Consider the following 13,679-nt stretch of genomic DNA (forward strand, 5'->3'; position numbering starts at 1 on the left):
CTGGGCCATTGGAATGCGTCCAGGGGCTAAAGGCAAGTTGGTTATCGGCTAAGTGGGTGTGATCTTCTGAACCCATTGGCTGCGCCAACCGGGCGCCTCAAAGGGATCCGAAAAATATTGAGTTTCGTGCACGACCTTGCCGTCATGGAACTTCATGATGCTCACGGTGAAAGCAGATCGCCCCTGGTATGTGATGGTGTACTCGGTCACCCAGAGATTGCCTTCTCCCTGCATTCGTCTGACCTTGAAACCCGACGGCCTGTCGGGGTGATGTCCGCGTAAGGCCTGCAAATTCCTGCGCCCATGGATGCGTTCGCCCGATTGGGGATAGTCGCAGATGGCGTCGTCGGCGTAGATGTCATGTTCGGCTTCGAGATCGCCGGCCGCCGACGCTTGCCAGTGCGTATGCAGCGCTTCACGTATGTTCGCGTGTTGCATGAGAAACCTCCGGGATAAAGTACGGCAGTACTTCGCTGTGCAATTCGTCCAATACGTCGGCATACGGGCGCGGCGTGACTTTCGGATTCAGCGCGACGTGGCTGACGCCCGCTTCTCGTGCCTGCTCGAGAAAGTATCTGAGCGAGCGGCTCCCGATGACGAATCCGCCCCTGATGGTGCGGAACGGGTAGTCAGGCCTTGGGTGCAGATAGAGGTAGCCGCCAAACGCAATCGGCTTGAAGGCTTCGCGGCCCATCGACTGAGCGACGTGCTCGTTCCAGCCGCGCACGAATGCATCGAGCGCGTCGGGGCCGGGCACGAAGCCGAGGTAACCGTCCATATGCGCCGCGATCCATTCGAGACTCTGCTGCGCCCGTCCAACCGCAATCGCCGGGATGCGTCCGTACTGCGGCTTGGGCAGCATGTCGAGCGTGCCATCCGATTTGCCGAAGCGGGGTGAGGAGAACACAGGAAAGGGTTGCTCGCCGACCGTGCGGTAGGTCTGGAAGGCGTCGCGAAACCGCTCGCCGCGCGTATCGAAGTCGATGCCGAAAACAGGATACTCGGAGGGCCGATCTCCCGACGACATGCCTAACAGCAGCCTTCCATTCGTCAACTGGTCGAGCGAATTCACCTGCTTGGCCAGCAAGAGCGGGTCGCGCATCGGCAAGACGATGCCGGTCGTGCCGAGCGCGACCTCGCTCGTCACTGCCGCAAGGCTGGCGATATACACCAGCGGTTCGAAAATCTGCCCGGCGTCGCCATACGCGGGGTCGTAGAACGGGATGTCGCGCATCCACAGCGCGGCCACACCCATCGACTCGGCGCGCTGCGCCATGGCGACATGATCGCGCATGGTCGGGAAAGGCGAGTCCGGATGCGTTTCGAGCGGCAGGATGAGTCCCACCGTGAGTGCCCCCTCGCGAAACACCCGGCGCCACGCGGGCTGCTCCGAAAGCGCGGGTTCGATGGGCGCGGAAGCCTTGATTGCGGTGATTGCTGACATATCCATTGCGTTTCGCCTTGCGTTTTCCCTATTGCGAGCCAAGATTACGCACGAACGACGCTGACAGAAACCGCCTGCGATGAACAACAGTTGATACTCGCGCGCAATAACGCGGGGAATTCAAGCGGTGGACATGCGCGCCTCGAGGCGCCGCGACATGAAGTCGAGAAACGCGCGCAGCTTCAACGGCCGGGGCGCTTGCCCCGCATGCACCGGATTGACGGGGCTTTGATTACGCCCTGTAAAGAGTGAATTGAGGCGGCCCTGGTTGGTGGCAGTGGACGTTGATCCTATAGTTGTCCAGACTGGTTCCCCATACAGAGAGGTGGAAAATGAAGTTCGCGATGAAAACTGAGATCCGCAAGGACGATCTTCCGACGATTGTGCATGCGATGAAGTCCGTGGATGCCGATGCGAAGGTCGATGTCGATATTGGCGCACAAACCGTGAGCGTCGATTCGTGGTTGATGCCAGAAGAGTTTCTCGTGGCGTTCTACGACGAGGACTTGGACGTAGGCATTGCCGAATGGTAGGGGCAGCCGACGGTCAGCCGCGGTGTTTCGTTCAACGAACTGCCACGCCGATGAGCCCGAGCGTCGGATCACCCTCGTCGTACCCGCCAACGACCAGACCGCCGGTTTCATCGCTGCGGGCACGCCGGCGCGAGTGGAAAGGTCGGCGCGTTCATGGTGACGTCGGGTCCCGGCGCGACCCATGCCGTGACACCGATTGCCGATTGCCGATTGCAATGGCGATTCGGTCCCGATGATCCTGATCTGCGGAAGGTGCCGCGGGTCGCGATTCTCGACGATCGCGTCGCCGGCGGCCGCCCTCAGGCATTTGCGCCGCGAGCGCACCACGATGCGCATATCGCATTCAGCCGCGGTTCGTGGTGGAAAAGTTTCATTCCATCGAGGGACCGCGACCAGTCCGGGGGCACGCGCGCAGGTGATCAACCGGCTTCGGACATGTTCCAGCCCGGTACAAGCGCGCGGGCTCGCTCGTGAGCCGCATTGCGTCTTTCCGCCATGTAACAAAAGATGTTCTGGCTACTGCGTTTATCGAGTCAGACCGCAACCCTATAGTCATTGCGATGGCTTGGAGCGATGCGGGGCATGGGGTCCTGCGGGCCCCGCGTTGTCTCTTCATTTGGGCGAGCAAGAATGAAACTGATCTATGTCGGCGATCCGATGTGTTCGTGGTGCTATGGCTTTGGCAAGGAGCTCTCAGCGCTCGTCGCGCGCGTGCCGGATCTGAAACTGGAAATCGTGGTCGGCGGCATTCGCGCGGGCGCGACCGATGTTCTCGATGCAGCCGGCAAGCGTTTCCGGCTGCAGCACTGGCAACGCGTGGAAGCGCTGAGCGGCTTGCCGTTCAACCGCGAAGCGTTCATGGCGCGCGAGGGGTTCGTCTACGATACCGAGCCGGTTTGCCGTGCCGTTGTGGCGGCGCGCCGGTTCGTCAGTGGCAATGCATTGCTTTCGGTGTTTCGCGCGCTTCAGAATGGCTTCTATGTGCAGGGGTTGGATACGACCGACGCTCGCGTGTTGAGCGATATCGCAGCGACGGCGCTGGCGGCCGTAGGCGTTCAGGTGAGTGCCGACTCGTTCTACCTGGCATGGGCAGGGGTAGAAGCGAAAGAAGAGACGCAGCGCGATTTTGCGCGCGCGCGGGCGCTTGGCGTCGCGTCGTTTCCGACCTTGCTGCTTGAAGAGCAAGGTCGGATGTACGCCGTGAATTCTGGCTACGCGAGCGTCAACACCCTCGAAGAAAGATTCAACCAGATCGAGCGGCTGGTTGCCTGATCGCGTTTGATCCTGGGTTGTTCGAAACGGGCTGCGCAAGCGATTGCACAGCCCGTTTCGAATTGCGGACCGGGCGGAAATCAATAAGGAGCGGACTGCAACGAACAATAGCAACGAAATCGTCGAACTCGTCCAGCACTATTTCGACGCCATCCGGCGAGGGATGTAAAGCCACTGAGAATGGTGTTCGATGCGCACGCGATCGTGGCGGGGGGAGGTGAATGGCCAGCCCTGCTACAAGACGATGGACGAGTATCTTGCGGTGTTGCAAACAGGCCATCGCCGGCCGAATTGGGCGAGCCGGTCGAAACGGAACTGCCGATGTTCGGGGTCGTGTGGAGATGCTTCGCGAAAATCCTGGATAGCGTGCGCCGGCTTACATGGACCGCGCCGGCGAGTTGCTCTATCGAAAGCACATCGGACAGATGGTCGTCGATATGGCGTTGTACTCTTCTGATAATCGTGCTTTCATCGCCTGGCGTGGCAATGCAAGGATTGCGTTCGCAGGACTCGCTGTGCAGTTTGGCGCCAAGACGCCTTGCCACCTGTTCGGCGAGCGTCTGGCCCCAGTCTTGCGAGACGAGAGAGAGGCCAAGGTCGAGTCCGGCAGTCGCGCCGCCAGATGAAATCAGGCGTCCGTCGCGGATCAGATTCTTGTCGGGACGTATCCGGGCGCGCGGGAATTCGCCGGCCATCTGGCTCGCGTCGGCCCAATTCGCGACGATCTCCTTGCCATCGAGCAGACCTGCGCGCCCCAGCAGCCATGCGCCGTTGCAAACGCAGCCGTATCGCTTCGATTCGAGTGCGCGTCGCCGCAGCCAGTCCAGAAAATCCTGCTTCGGCCGGACGTGAGTTGGGTGAAAGGCGCCTGTCACCAGCAGAACATCGAGGTTTGCGCGAAAGTCCACGTAAGCCCACGGCACGCACAGTTGCATTGCGTTCGAACAGGTCACCCCGCCTGCGCGCTCTCCGACGAGGGACACCTGATACCGACGTGACTCGCTGAGCAAACGATTCGCTTCGGCGAACACGTCGAGCACGCCTGCCACGTCCATCGCCTGAACACCATCATGCACTACAAGAGCGACTTTCATTTTGCGCACCCACTCTGACCGACGATGCCGACAGCGCGATGACCCGTTCCTAATATATAGGTTAGGTGTGCAGCGCCACGCTGACCATTCTCCGAATGGCTGAAGCTGTATCTTGCCGGCATGCGGTCCCTCATACGCCGGTATGACCCGTGAAGCTCTCAGGCGTGGTGTGCCATAAGGAGCCGGGCTGACGAGTTTGATTTATGGGGGCGCCTGCTTCAAAGGAAAGCAGTGCTCACAGTCTGCAAGCGGTAGCGATAAGTCTCGATATTGCTTACCATACGGCGAGCATCGGCAGCTTTGCGCCGTCACGAACATTTCGAAGATCGAGCGATGACACACGACAGCGTTGGGACGCGAAGTGAACAACTACCGGACTCGCTCGTGTACGTGATCGACGACGATGAGTCTATCCGAGGCGCGCTCACCAGTCTGCTGAGGTCGGTGGGCATCGAGGTTCGAGCGTTCGCATCGGCTGACGAATTTCTCGCCGAAAAAATGCCGGATGTGCCGAGCTGTCTTATTCTCGACATTCGATTGCGAGGCGAGAGCGGTCTCACGCTTCAGCAGGAAGCTTTTAAAGAGAGCATTCGATTTCCCATCGTCTTTCTGACGGGACACGGCGATATCGGCATGACCGTCAAGGCGATGAAAGCCGGTGCTTTCGATTTTATGACAAAGCCGTTCAAGGACCAGGATCTGCTCGATACGATCGCTGCAGCGCTCAAGCGCGATGGCGCACTGCGGCGCCAGGCGAAGCTCGTTGCGGGCATTCGTCAAGCCTACGATTCACTGACCTCCCGCGAGCGCGAGCTGATCGGAATGGTTGCGGAGGGTCTGTTGAACAAACAGATTGCCGACCGCCTGTGTCTCAGCGAGGTCACGGTCAAGATCCATCGGGCGCAGGCCATGCGCAAGCTCAATGCGCGCTCTGTCGCCGAGCTCATCAAGAAGTTGCAGCAAGTGCAGGCTCCTCAGAGCGCCAGATAAGCATTTGCCCATTCGCTGCGCGATGGCTGCCTGCGTCAGCGCGCGGATCTCCCCCGGCTAATACGGACTGGCACAAGAATCATTCGAAGGTGTGATTGCTGCTCAATCGGCCGGCTTGTATTTTGCAGAATGATTCAATCTTTCTGCATCATTTCGATGGCCACTGGACCCCAGATAAAACCAGCGCTTTCGTCTGCAATGATCGGCCTGGTGGACGACGATGAGTCCGTCAGGATGGCGCTGTCCAGTTCGCTGCGTTCGGCGAACTGGAACGTCATCGACTACGCGTCCGCGCATCATCTTCTGTGCGATACGCGCCGCTCCAAACTGAAACTCGTCGTCGCCGATATCCAGATGCCAGGCATGGATGGTTTTGCGCTACTCGAGTCGATCAAGCTGTGGAAGCGTCCTATCCCCGTCATTTTCATTACCGCGTACACGACCCCGGAAGTGCTGGAGCGCGCAAAACGTAACGGCGCCGCAGGCTTCTTCTCGAAGCCTGTGGATGACGCGGGACTTCTCGCACGGGTTAGTGAACTGCTAACGCGATGACGTGGCCGAACGCTCCAAAATTGGGCGCTATCTGGCCTGAGGGATCTGCCGCTATGCCGGCCGCTGGTTCAGGCCATCCGGATGTATTAGACGCGCACGCGCCTGCATCAGGCGTCACATCATATTGGACGATACCGCCGCGCGGCTTACGCGATTACGCTTGAATCGTCGACCAGAGCGAAATTTGCGAGGTGCGAGATGGACCAGCTTTACATGTTGCGTGAATTCGTCGCTGTTGCGAGGTATCAGAGTTTCAGCAAGGCCGCCGAATCGTTGAATGTGACGACCGGGTCTGTTTCAAAAGCGATCGCCAGGCTTGAAGAATGCGTACAAACGAGAGTCCTGCTCAGGACCACGCGGTCCGTTTCCTTGACAGACGCAGCACAATCGTACTATCTGATTTGTTGCCGTTTGCTCGAAGAGCTCGACGAGGCTAACCGGCGCATTGCGATGGAGCACGAGGTCAATGGCGGAAAATTGAGCCTTGTCGTGCACCCCATGCTGGTGAACGGGGTGTTCCCACGGTTGGTGCGGCGCTATCGAGCCATCGCGCCTCATGTGAATCTGATGGTTTCCGTTCAGGATCACCCCGCGAACCTGTTCGATGGCCGTTTCGATATCGCCATTCTTCCGCCTCAGCTGGTCGAGCAGTCCACCGTAATTCGCCGGACGCTAGCGCACTCGCCTCGCATTCTCGTCGCCGCTCCGGCCTATCTCGAGCAATATGGCGCACCGGAATCCGCAGCGCAGCTCGCCAATCATTTTTTACTGATCGATTCGAAAACGAGAAAGAAAAATGCGGAGTTCATCGATCTCTATGAGGGTGTCCGGAAGGTGAGCGTTTTGCCCATGTCGTCGATGGAAGGTGACCAGCTGCTGCTTCGCGCGGCAGCGCTCGAAGGTACCGGCATTGCCACGCTGCCTGAAACCATGGTTCGCGACGACATTGATAGGGGAGATCTCGTGCACGTCCTGCCGGAATGTACGGCATCGGAAAGCAGCATTGAAATATGCCTTTTCTATGCTCATCGGGAACTGATCTCGGCACGGATCAGGATGTTCGTCGACTTCTGCACCGAGTTCTTTCGGGCTCCTGCCAGGTCGGCAGTTATTGATGTAATGCGCGTGCCGCGACCGGCCGTGCGGACCAAAGATCTCGAGATGATTTCGTGATGGCGTGTTGATGCCCCGCCCACTCGCGCCGTATTTGCGAAATGGACGCCCGCAGCCCTAACTGGGAGAGGAGATGCCCGCAATAGTGTGGGCGTATTTGAGGAGGTGGTATCGCAGCGACGCCTCATTGCGATATATACCACCACTCGTTGACGACGTCCCGTAAGCCAGCTTCTCGATACTCCCATGGAATGGAAGGATCATTCCCGAGGCTATGGGATTCTCTTGGCTATTGAAGGTGATTAATCTTCCTAGGTGTTTCCCCGGGAGGCGCCCCTCCATCACCTTGCTAGAGAGATCGAAATGAAATTGCTTACTGCTGTTCTTTTTGCATGTTCGCTGTCGGCCAGCTTCGCTGTTCACGCAGAACCTCTTGCCCCCGCGCATGCGGATGTTCAACAAGCGGCCGAGGCGGGTACGTCCGCGGCGAATACATCCGAGGCGAATACGAATCGCGCGCCGCGGCGCCGGGCTGCGGCTCCGGCCAAGGACCCTAATGCCTGTGTGGGTCCGGCGAGTTTCTGCGACCTGTTTTTTGGCAGTTGAGGTTGCTAAGGGTTGGCGCCGCGCGCATCGATTGATCGCGATCGAGCACACACAGCGGGAAAAAAGAGCGATTCACCGAGCGTGTGAATCCCCTGATCGAGGCGCGGCGACCATAGTTTCTCGTGGTTGAAGTCAACCGCCGGATTGGCGCGCACAGCGTGTCCAGGCGAACGCATGACTCCGGGTTGCGACCGAGCCTGAACTTCATTCAGCCACCGGAGCGCATCGGTGCAGAATCATAAAACCTACGGCTTGCACTGACCTGCCGCGAAACCGATCGCTCCTGGTGCCGGCTTGCTTGTGGACGAGGATGGGTCGATGCTGTGGAAGAACCCAATGACCGTCTCCCTTACGAGGTTTTCGGGGGGCTTCTTACGGGCACGCGTGCGGGCGAAGGTTCATCGGCCGTATCGGCGCGACCGCGCTTCCGTGTATCACAACGCCTTTTACGGAGTTCGTGGCCCGGAGAACGAGCTTTCCATGCTGCTCCAAGCTTCGCATGACGCGCTTGGTCGGCAGCCGCAGGTTATCGCGCTTGTCGCGGAGGCACGCCTCAGGAAGACCGGCATCTTGCAGGAGTTCTGCCGTTGGCGAACCAGTTTGAGGATGCCAGGAACTACTGGCCCGACACGCTTCCAGGCGGCGATGGCACCCAGCATGTCAATCGTATCTTCAAAGGGTATCTCTGGCCATGTTCAATATCCTCCTCGTTCCGCTGGACGGCACAGCCCAGAGTGTCCGCGTCGTCGAGCTGGCCAGCCGCGTGGCGGCTCCAGGCAGGGCAACCGTACACCTTCTTTGCGTTGTCGACCCATCCTACTTTTTGCCTCCCGGTAGCGAAAGTGGCACTGCACCCGATCGCCTGAATTATCCGCCTGCACGGGCGCAGACATCTTTCGCACAAGCCGTCCTGACTGCAGCAGCCGCCCAGCTTGCCGACCGGAATCTCACCGTGGAACAGCACCTCTGCGCGGGAAATTCTCCGGCCGACGTCGTCATCGAACAAGCCCGGCTGCTGACCGCGGAGGTCATTGTGATGGGACATCACCATTTGTCGCGGCTACGCCGCTGGGCGAACCCGTCGACGAGCGGGGAGGTCATTGATCGGTCGCCGTGTGCGGTACTGATCGAGACATGGGACAAAGGCTAACCGGGGTGACTTTGATTTCCGGTCAATTCTCCGGCTAGCCGCACCCAAGCTAGCCGTGGGTTTGCCTTTGCTCGCCAAATCAAATACGTGCAAAATTAGTTGGCTGCTGTCTATCCGCCCGCGCTGCAACGCGTCAATGCTTTTGTAAGCGGCGCAAAGTGCCAGATGCCGCGATAGACGCTTTTTCAGAATTGGCCCGACACCGCCGCACCGCAGTTCGTCGTGTGCCTCATGATCTTACGTTGAATTGATTCCAACATCGCCGCGGTTCGTGGGCGGAGCACGATAGCCTCGGGTCCATTCCGAGGAACGAAGCGATGCGCGCACAGACGAAGGATGGTGCCATGCAGACGAACCATGGCGATACGGCAGGTGGAAAGGTTGTCAGGACGTCTTCCCGCGGTATTGATCGACTCGCTGCGAGAGCAGTGGAGAGGCCTGGATACGATCGACCGGCAGGTCGGTCAGATCGAGCGCCGGTTGCGGGAGTGGATGAAGGACGATCACTCAGCCAAAGCGATCGCAGCAATTCGTTGCGTAGGGCTACTCACTTCGACGCCGGCAGTGGCAACGATGGAACACGCCGAAGCCCTCAGATCCGGCCGCGAGTTTGCTGCATGGCTGGGTCTTGTGCCGGGCCAGACTGGCTTGGGCGGAATATCAGGCTGTGAGGACTCAGTAGGCGAGGTGACACATATCTGAGGACTTTGCTGGTTCATGGAACGCGCAGGATTATCTATCGGACCAAAGAGCCGGGGCAGTGGGTGGAGCAGATGAAACAGCGGCGTCCGTTGAACGTCGTAATCGTCGCCATGGCCACCAAGCTCGCCCGAATAGGGTGGGCGGTGCTGGCGCATCAACAGCCATACCGTGCTCTCGCGAAGCCGATTTGCTGGCCGGCGCATTCGGTGTCCTGTCTCGCTGTTACGCGCCTCGGCAGCACCACGGCCGCCTGTCAGGTCCTCCAGCTGCGCCTCGAGCTTGTCGATCTGCGCCTTCAGGCGTTCGATCTCGTCATCTCGCGCGGCGAGTTCCTGCACCATCTTCGCGATCGATGCCTGGTGCTCAAGCAGCGATGCCTGTTGCGCGAGCACCATGGCACGGAGCTCGGCGACGTTATCGGGCAGCGGCGCTTGATCGGGCATGCGTCGCAGTTTACGAGCCTTCCTCGCGGTTTACAACATCGAGAGTGCGGCGGTGCGTCGTGGCTGTCGCCAGTCGATGCCCTCGAGCGACATCGACAACTGTGCGCTCGTCAGATGGATCTTGCCGCCATCGGCCTGTGGCCAGATAAAACGGCCTCGCTCCAGACGCTTTGCGATCAGCCAAAGCCCGTCGTCGGTTGCCCACAGAAGCTTCACGAGATCGCCGCGGCGCCCGCGAAAAATGTACAGGTTGCCGCCCAGCGGATTCTCCTCGAGTGCCATTTGCACCTTGGCAGCCAGGCCCTGGAAGCCGCAGCGCATGGCCGTGATGCCCGCAACAAGCCAGATACGCGTACCCGTTGGCAGAGAAATCACGAGCGCAAGCTCCCCAACACTGTCCGAAGCATCTCAGCGTCGACAATACCGTCGACCTTAACCAGTGCCCGGCCGATCCGAACCTCGATTGACCCGGCCGGCGCAGCGGGCCTCACGACCTCAGACTCCGGCAGCGCAGAAGGTTCATTGACCGATGACACCTCGTTCACGATTGCCACTGGAACGAGTTGCACCGCCTCGGCTTGCTGTTCCGCCAGATATCGGCGCCGCCAGGTGAACACGAGGTTCGCGTTCAAGCCGTTCTTGCGGGCCAACCTGGAGATTGACACCCCCGGTTCGCAAGCTGCCATCGCCAGGCGACGACGGAATTCGGCACTATGGTTCGGGCGACCTTTACGGCTACCGGGCCTCTGTGTTGGCTCTGACAAAATGGTGTCCACCACTTCGAAAATGATGGACATCACTTTGATGCCGATACTTGCGGCCGTCTACAACGGCCACCGCGAGCCGCTTACTGTGCTCCTCCGAATGCTGTTTGCGTTTTCATCGTCAAGCGCTTATTTCACATCCACGGCCAGGACGTGTCTGGCAAGGTTTTATTTCGAAAGAGGGTATCGCGTCGGCGGCTAGTCGAGTTCTTCACTCAGCGTTGATCCTTGGGCGCCCAAAACCGGCGATGGCCTATCCTGCCATCCCTCGTTTTAATATCGTTTTTTAACCTGCCGGCTAAACGCTTTCAGGAAGCTCAGCCGGAAAATTCCGTAAAGTGGCCAGATGCGTCCGCGGGATGCACCTCATGAATCCGCTGGTCGTCCTTTGCTCGACCGCACACCGTATCTCTTGGTGCGGGATGTCGATTGAACGAGTCCGCAACCGGGCAGGCCGATTTCTGAGTAGTGATCCGGTCCACTGCCGCTACCTGACGGTCAGATGTCTGCGAGGGCTGCAGCTTGAGTCGGTAATCGCACGCGCTGAATCGGCAACGTCGATTCAGCTTCGGGCCGCTGTTGATCTCCTAAAATCTTCCGGGTCTTTCCCAAAGGTATGCAGGCAGGGCTATCGGGAGTTCGTAGAGTAAGGGATATGGTCTGCGAGACTATCGTGACTCTGTCGGCTCGCAGTTCCATTGTGTGAATCCTGACGGCCAGAATGATTCGGCCCGTTTCCTGTGATCGTTCTGCGCCTGCGCCGTCGTGAAGTTTGTCCGGAATCCCTTCCCTACGTCTTTCCGGACATCGGTCCGGTCCGTTGCTCCTGCCAGACGCGTCCAAAAAATTTCTTTTATTCCAGCGCGATCCGGCTGATTCCAAGACGTCCCGATAGCGAAAATCCGGCAATAAACAGGTGTTGACGGCGTCTTCGTGAGTGAACAAGATGGGATGAAGAGAGCACGACGGAGCGAGCCATGCCAGTTGCGAAAAGCTATACCCGGGCGCAATGGGATGAGCTTGTCCGCTCTCTGGAGTCACTGCCGGTCAAGCCAGAGGCCGAGCAGCGCCTCTCTATTACCGATGCGATGAAAGAGATGCGTGTGGTGATCGGTGCGGTGAGGAAGAAGGGATATACGCTGGAAGAAATCGTTGAACATGCAAGGAAGAAGGGCGTGGATTTTAGTGTTGGCTCCGTCAAGTACGCGCTATACCCGTTGAAGAAAGACAGGCCAGTTCGACAGGCTGCAAAGGAATCGGCACGAGGCAATGCCGCGCCATCGCCTGGTGCGAAGAGGGTAAGCAAGGACGATTTATCGCGCGCGGAGGCTTCCAGAGAGAATCAGAAGCAGGATGGGGGAAAGATGGGTAGCAGGCCGGGAAGCATGGTGATGCGTGACGCGTTCTCATTCGAAATCAGGCCTGACACCGAGAACCTTTAGAGGATTCAAATGGACATGACGACTTACCCCATCTATCTCGTCGGTGGTAGCAAGGGCGGCGTGGGCAAGAGCTTTGTTGCGCTCGCGCTGGCCGATTATCTGCTCCGGCGGGATATTCATGCGGCGCTCGTGGAAACGGATACCGCCAACCCGGACGTGATGAAAGCGGTCCAGGATGAGATGCGTTGCATCGCCTATAACCTGGACGATGCAGACGGCTGGATCGGCCTCGTCAATTTCTGCGATGAGCAGCGGGACGCGGCGATCGTTGTCAACACGGCGGCGCGGAGCCAGACCGGTGTTGAGCAGTTCGGTGCGACACTGGCCGCAGCGCTTGGCGAGCTTCGGCGCCGGCTTGTTGTCCTGTGGGTGATCAACCGGCAACGCGACAGCCTTGAACTGCTGAGCGCTTTCAGCGAGACGTTCCCGGACGCGGTAACGAATGTCGTGCGTAATGGCTACTTCGGTCCGGCGGACAAGTTCACGCTGTATCAGGGATCGCAGCTTCGCCGTTCCGTCGAATCGCGCGGTCACTCACTGGACTTTCCCGATCTAGCGGATCGGGTTGCGGACGAGCTTCGCAGTCAGCGCATGTCGATCCGCAAGGCGGCGGCGACGATGCATCTCGGTGAACGGGTCGAGCTATTGCGTTGGCGTTCGTTATGCGATGCCATGTTCGCGAAGGTAACGGTCGATGGATAACAGGCAGGGCAGGCCGGCGGATACGCTTGCCTGTCTGTTTCTCGACGTCACAGGTGAATTGCCTGACGATGCCAGTGTGCTGCGAATGCGGCGGGTATCGAGTGCGCTCAACCTCCGCGACAACGATGCGTTGTGGTCTGTGCTGGTCATGCTCGAACATTACGGGCGGCTCTATGAGGCCATGCCGGAGCGTATCCGGCAGGCGGGCGCGGGCAGTATGGATCTCGTGCGGACGGAGGCGCGGGCAGCGACGGATGCGTTGCTGACGCAGCATCGTGACGCGCTCGCGCGCTGCAAGGACACGATCGAACTGGCGGAGCAAATGACCGCCGAGCACGAAGCGCGCTATCGGGCTGCGGTTGCCGCGCTGAACGACGAGGCGCTGGCTACACTCACGCAGCGGGCAGCGAACCACATTGCCCGCGTTGCTGGTAACCGGCTCGTGGGGGCGACGACTGTCGCCGCACGTGAGCAGCAGAAACGGATCGACGCGGCGTTCACGTCATTCGGGCACGTCGCCATGCGGCGACTCGTGCGGGCATGCTATGGGCTGGTCGTTGGTGGGCTGATTGTGATGCTGGCGGCGGCGGGTGCGGGTGCGCTGGCCGGATGGTGGGCAGGCGTCCATTGGGGGCGGGCAGAGGGCTCGCCGTCTGCCCGCACGGATTACAGGTCGTTTGTGTCACCTTCCATGAAGTCAGCGGCGTGACGAAGCACGTTTGCAGCCATGTCGTTCTGGTCGAAGGCAATCATCGGTGCCCGGTAGCCTTCATCTTCGGCGCGGGCAAGGGCCATGTCGTAGTGCTGGCCTTCGTCGTATTGCAGATCGGTGGCTTCAACGACAGTCAGGTAAAGAGCCTTCGGCATTGGTG

General features: G+C 59.5%; 15 protein-coding genes and 2 pseudogenes. 11 read left to right on the forward strand and 6 right to left on the reverse strand.

The features are described from left to right. Window positions 1–48: 48 nt before the first annotated feature. Both AB3X86_RS31305 and AB3X86_RS31310 read right to left on the reverse strand, forming a co-directional pair. Complete coding sequence (locus AB3X86_RS31305) at window positions 49–438, reverse strand: nuclear transport factor 2 family protein (RefSeq protein ID WP_368598939.1); 390 nt, start codon at window positions 436–438, stop codon at window positions 49–51. Continuing rightward, a complete protein-coding gene (locus AB3X86_RS31310; protein WP_368599015.1) occupies window positions 416–1,444 on the reverse strand; it encodes an LLM class oxidoreductase in 1,029 nt (342 codons plus the stop codon). Before AB3X86_RS31310 ends, AB3X86_RS31305 begins: the two co-directional genes overlap by 23 nt. 332 nt (window positions 1,445–1,776) lie before the next feature. Between AB3X86_RS31310 and AB3X86_RS31315 the strand changes: the two genes are divergently transcribed. From AB3X86_RS31315 to AB3X86_RS31325, 3 genes and pseudogenes are all read left to right on the forward strand, one after another. Next, on the forward strand, window positions 1,777–1,977 hold the full coding sequence (locus AB3X86_RS31315) for a copper chaperone (RefSeq protein ID WP_368598940.1): 201 nt from the start codon (window positions 1,777–1,779) through the stop codon (window positions 1,975–1,977). A gap of 19 nt (window positions 1,978–1,996) precedes the next feature. After that, window positions 1,997–2,230, forward strand: a pseudogene (locus AB3X86_RS31320) (thiamine pyrophosphate-binding protein); the annotation flags it as partial. A gap of 377 nt (window positions 2,231–2,607) precedes the next feature. Next, window positions 2,608–3,249: a DsbA family protein gene (locus AB3X86_RS31325; protein WP_368598941.1), complete on the forward strand. Its 642-nt coding sequence runs from the start codon at window positions 2,608–2,610 to the stop codon at window positions 3,247–3,249. A gap of 80 nt (window positions 3,250–3,329) precedes the next feature. Here AB3X86_RS31325 and AB3X86_RS31330 read toward each other — a convergent pair whose 3' ends face one another. Next, window positions 3,330–4,343, reverse strand: a complete 1,014-nt coding sequence (locus AB3X86_RS31330) for a GlxA family transcriptional regulator (RefSeq protein WP_368598942.1) — start codon at window positions 4,341–4,343, stop codon at window positions 3,330–3,332. Between the two features lie 333 nt (window positions 4,344–4,676). Between AB3X86_RS31330 and AB3X86_RS31335 the strand changes: the two genes are divergently transcribed. From AB3X86_RS31335 to AB3X86_RS31355, 5 genes and pseudogenes are all read left to right on the forward strand, one after another. Next, window positions 4,677–5,333 (forward strand): response regulator transcription factor, encoded by a 657-nt coding sequence (locus AB3X86_RS31335; protein WP_368598943.1) that lies wholly within the window; start codon window positions 4,677–4,679, stop codon window positions 5,331–5,333. 129 nt (window positions 5,334–5,462) lie between these two features. Continuing rightward, complete coding sequence (locus tag AB3X86_RS31340; RefSeq protein ID WP_368598944.1) at window positions 5,463–5,885, forward strand: response regulator; 423 nt, start codon at window positions 5,463–5,465, stop codon at window positions 5,883–5,885. 198 nt (window positions 5,886–6,083) lie between these two features. Next, window positions 6,084–7,058, forward strand: coding sequence for a LysR family transcriptional regulator (locus tag AB3X86_RS31345; RefSeq protein WP_368598945.1), 975 nt, complete (start codon window positions 6,084–6,086; stop codon window positions 7,056–7,058). A gap of 1,237 nt (window positions 7,059–8,295) precedes the next feature. Next, a complete protein-coding gene (locus AB3X86_RS31350) occupies window positions 8,296–8,754 on the forward strand; it encodes a universal stress protein (RefSeq protein WP_368598946.1) in 459 nt (152 codons plus the stop codon). Window positions 8,755–9,114: 360 nt separating this feature from the next. Further along, window positions 9,115–9,599 (forward strand): annotated as a pseudogene (locus tag AB3X86_RS31355) (transposase); the annotation flags it as partial. A 330-nt stretch (window positions 9,600–9,929) separates the two neighbouring features. Here AB3X86_RS31355 and tnpB read toward each other — a convergent pair. Together tnpB and AB3X86_RS31365 are read right to left on the reverse strand one after the other, a co-directional pair. Then, window positions 9,930–10,274: an IS66 family insertion sequence element accessory protein TnpB gene (gene tnpB / locus AB3X86_RS31360; RefSeq protein WP_368598947.1), complete on the reverse strand. Its 345-nt coding sequence runs from the start codon at window positions 10,272–10,274 to the stop codon at window positions 9,930–9,932. Next, window positions 10,271–10,696, reverse strand: a complete 426-nt coding sequence (locus tag AB3X86_RS31365) for a transposase (RefSeq protein WP_368598948.1) — start codon at window positions 10,694–10,696, stop codon at window positions 10,271–10,273. The genes tnpB and AB3X86_RS31365 overlap by 4 nt, the downstream gene beginning before the upstream one ends. 944 nt (window positions 10,697–11,640) lie before the next feature. On the opposite strand from AB3X86_RS31365, the gene AB3X86_RS31370 reads away from it, so the two are divergent. Genes AB3X86_RS31370 through AB3X86_RS31380 form a run of 3 tightly spaced genes read left to right on the forward strand, consistent with a single transcriptional unit; the run spans window position 11,641 to window position 13,516 of the window. Next, entirely contained in the window at window positions 11,641–12,105 is a 465-nt protein-coding gene (locus AB3X86_RS31370; RefSeq protein ID WP_368598949.1) for a hypothetical protein, read from the forward strand. Window positions 12,106–12,114: 9 nt separating this feature from the next. Continuing rightward, the gene (locus tag AB3X86_RS31375) at window positions 12,115–12,807 is read left to right on the forward strand and encodes a protein mobD (protein WP_368598950.1); all 693 of its coding nucleotides are present in this window, start codon (window positions 12,115–12,117) and stop codon (window positions 12,805–12,807) included. After that, complete coding sequence (locus AB3X86_RS31380) at window positions 12,800–13,516, forward strand: hypothetical protein (RefSeq protein WP_368598951.1); 717 nt, start codon at window positions 12,800–12,802, stop codon at window positions 13,514–13,516. The genes AB3X86_RS31375 and AB3X86_RS31380 overlap by 8 nt, the downstream gene beginning before the upstream one ends. Here the strand turns inward: AB3X86_RS31380 and AB3X86_RS31385 are convergent. Beyond that, window positions 13,474–13,674 (reverse strand): hypothetical protein, encoded by a 201-nt coding sequence (locus tag AB3X86_RS31385; protein WP_368598952.1) that lies wholly within the window; start codon window positions 13,672–13,674, stop codon window positions 13,474–13,476. The two genes, AB3X86_RS31380 and AB3X86_RS31385, sit on opposite strands and share 43 nt — an antisense overlap. Between the last annotated feature and the right edge of the window lie 5 nt (window positions 13,675–13,679).

Source organism: Paraburkholderia sp. BR14374 (assembly GCF_040948685.1).
GTDB classification, from domain to species: Bacteria; Pseudomonadota; Gammaproteobacteria; order Burkholderiales; family Burkholderiaceae; genus Paraburkholderia; species Paraburkholderia youngii.

Excerpts from the sequence above, each read along its gene's own strand:
- AB3X86_RS31305 (WP_368598939.1), bottom strand. The coding sequence starts at position 438 with ATGCAACACGCGAACATACGTGAAGCGCTGCATACGCACTGGCAAGCG.
- AB3X86_RS31310 (WP_368599015.1), bottom strand. The coding sequence starts at position 1,444 with ATGTCAGCAATCACCGCAATCAAGGCTTCCGCGCCCATCGAACCCGCG.
- AB3X86_RS31315 (WP_368598940.1), top strand. The coding sequence starts at position 1,777 with ATGAAGTTCGCGATGAAAACTGAGATCCGCAAGGACGATCTTCCGACG.
- AB3X86_RS31325 (WP_368598941.1), top strand. The coding sequence starts at position 2,608 with ATGAAACTGATCTATGTCGGCGATCCGATGTGTTCGTGGTGCTATGGC.
- AB3X86_RS31330 (WP_368598942.1), bottom strand. The coding sequence starts at position 4,343 with ATGAAAGTCGCTCTTGTAGTGCATGATGGTGTTCAGGCGATGGACGTG.
- AB3X86_RS31335 (WP_368598943.1), top strand. The coding sequence starts at position 4,677 with ATGACACACGACAGCGTTGGGACGCGAAGTGAACAACTACCGGACTCG.
- AB3X86_RS31340 (WP_368598944.1), top strand. The coding sequence starts at position 5,463 with ATGATTCAATCTTTCTGCATCATTTCGATGGCCACTGGACCCCAGATA.
- AB3X86_RS31345 (WP_368598945.1), top strand. The coding sequence starts at position 6,084 with ATGGACCAGCTTTACATGTTGCGTGAATTCGTCGCTGTTGCGAGGTAT.
- AB3X86_RS31350 (WP_368598946.1), top strand. The coding sequence starts at position 8,296 with ATGTTCAATATCCTCCTCGTTCCGCTGGACGGCACAGCCCAGAGTGTC.
- AB3X86_RS31365 (WP_368598948.1), bottom strand. The coding sequence starts at position 10,696 with ATGTCCATCATTTTCGAAGTGGTGGACACCATTTTGTCAGAGCCAACA.
- AB3X86_RS31370 (WP_368598949.1), top strand. The coding sequence starts at position 11,641 with ATGCCAGTTGCGAAAAGCTATACCCGGGCGCAATGGGATGAGCTTGTC.
- AB3X86_RS31375 (WP_368598950.1), top strand. The coding sequence starts at position 12,115 with ATGGACATGACGACTTACCCCATCTATCTCGTCGGTGGTAGCAAGGGC.
- AB3X86_RS31380 (WP_368598951.1), top strand. The coding sequence starts at position 12,800 with ATGGATAACAGGCAGGGCAGGCCGGCGGATACGCTTGCCTGTCTGTTT.
- AB3X86_RS31385 (WP_368598952.1), bottom strand. The coding sequence starts at position 13,674 with ATGCCGAAGGCTCTTTACCTGACTGTCGTTGAAGCCACCGATCTGCAA.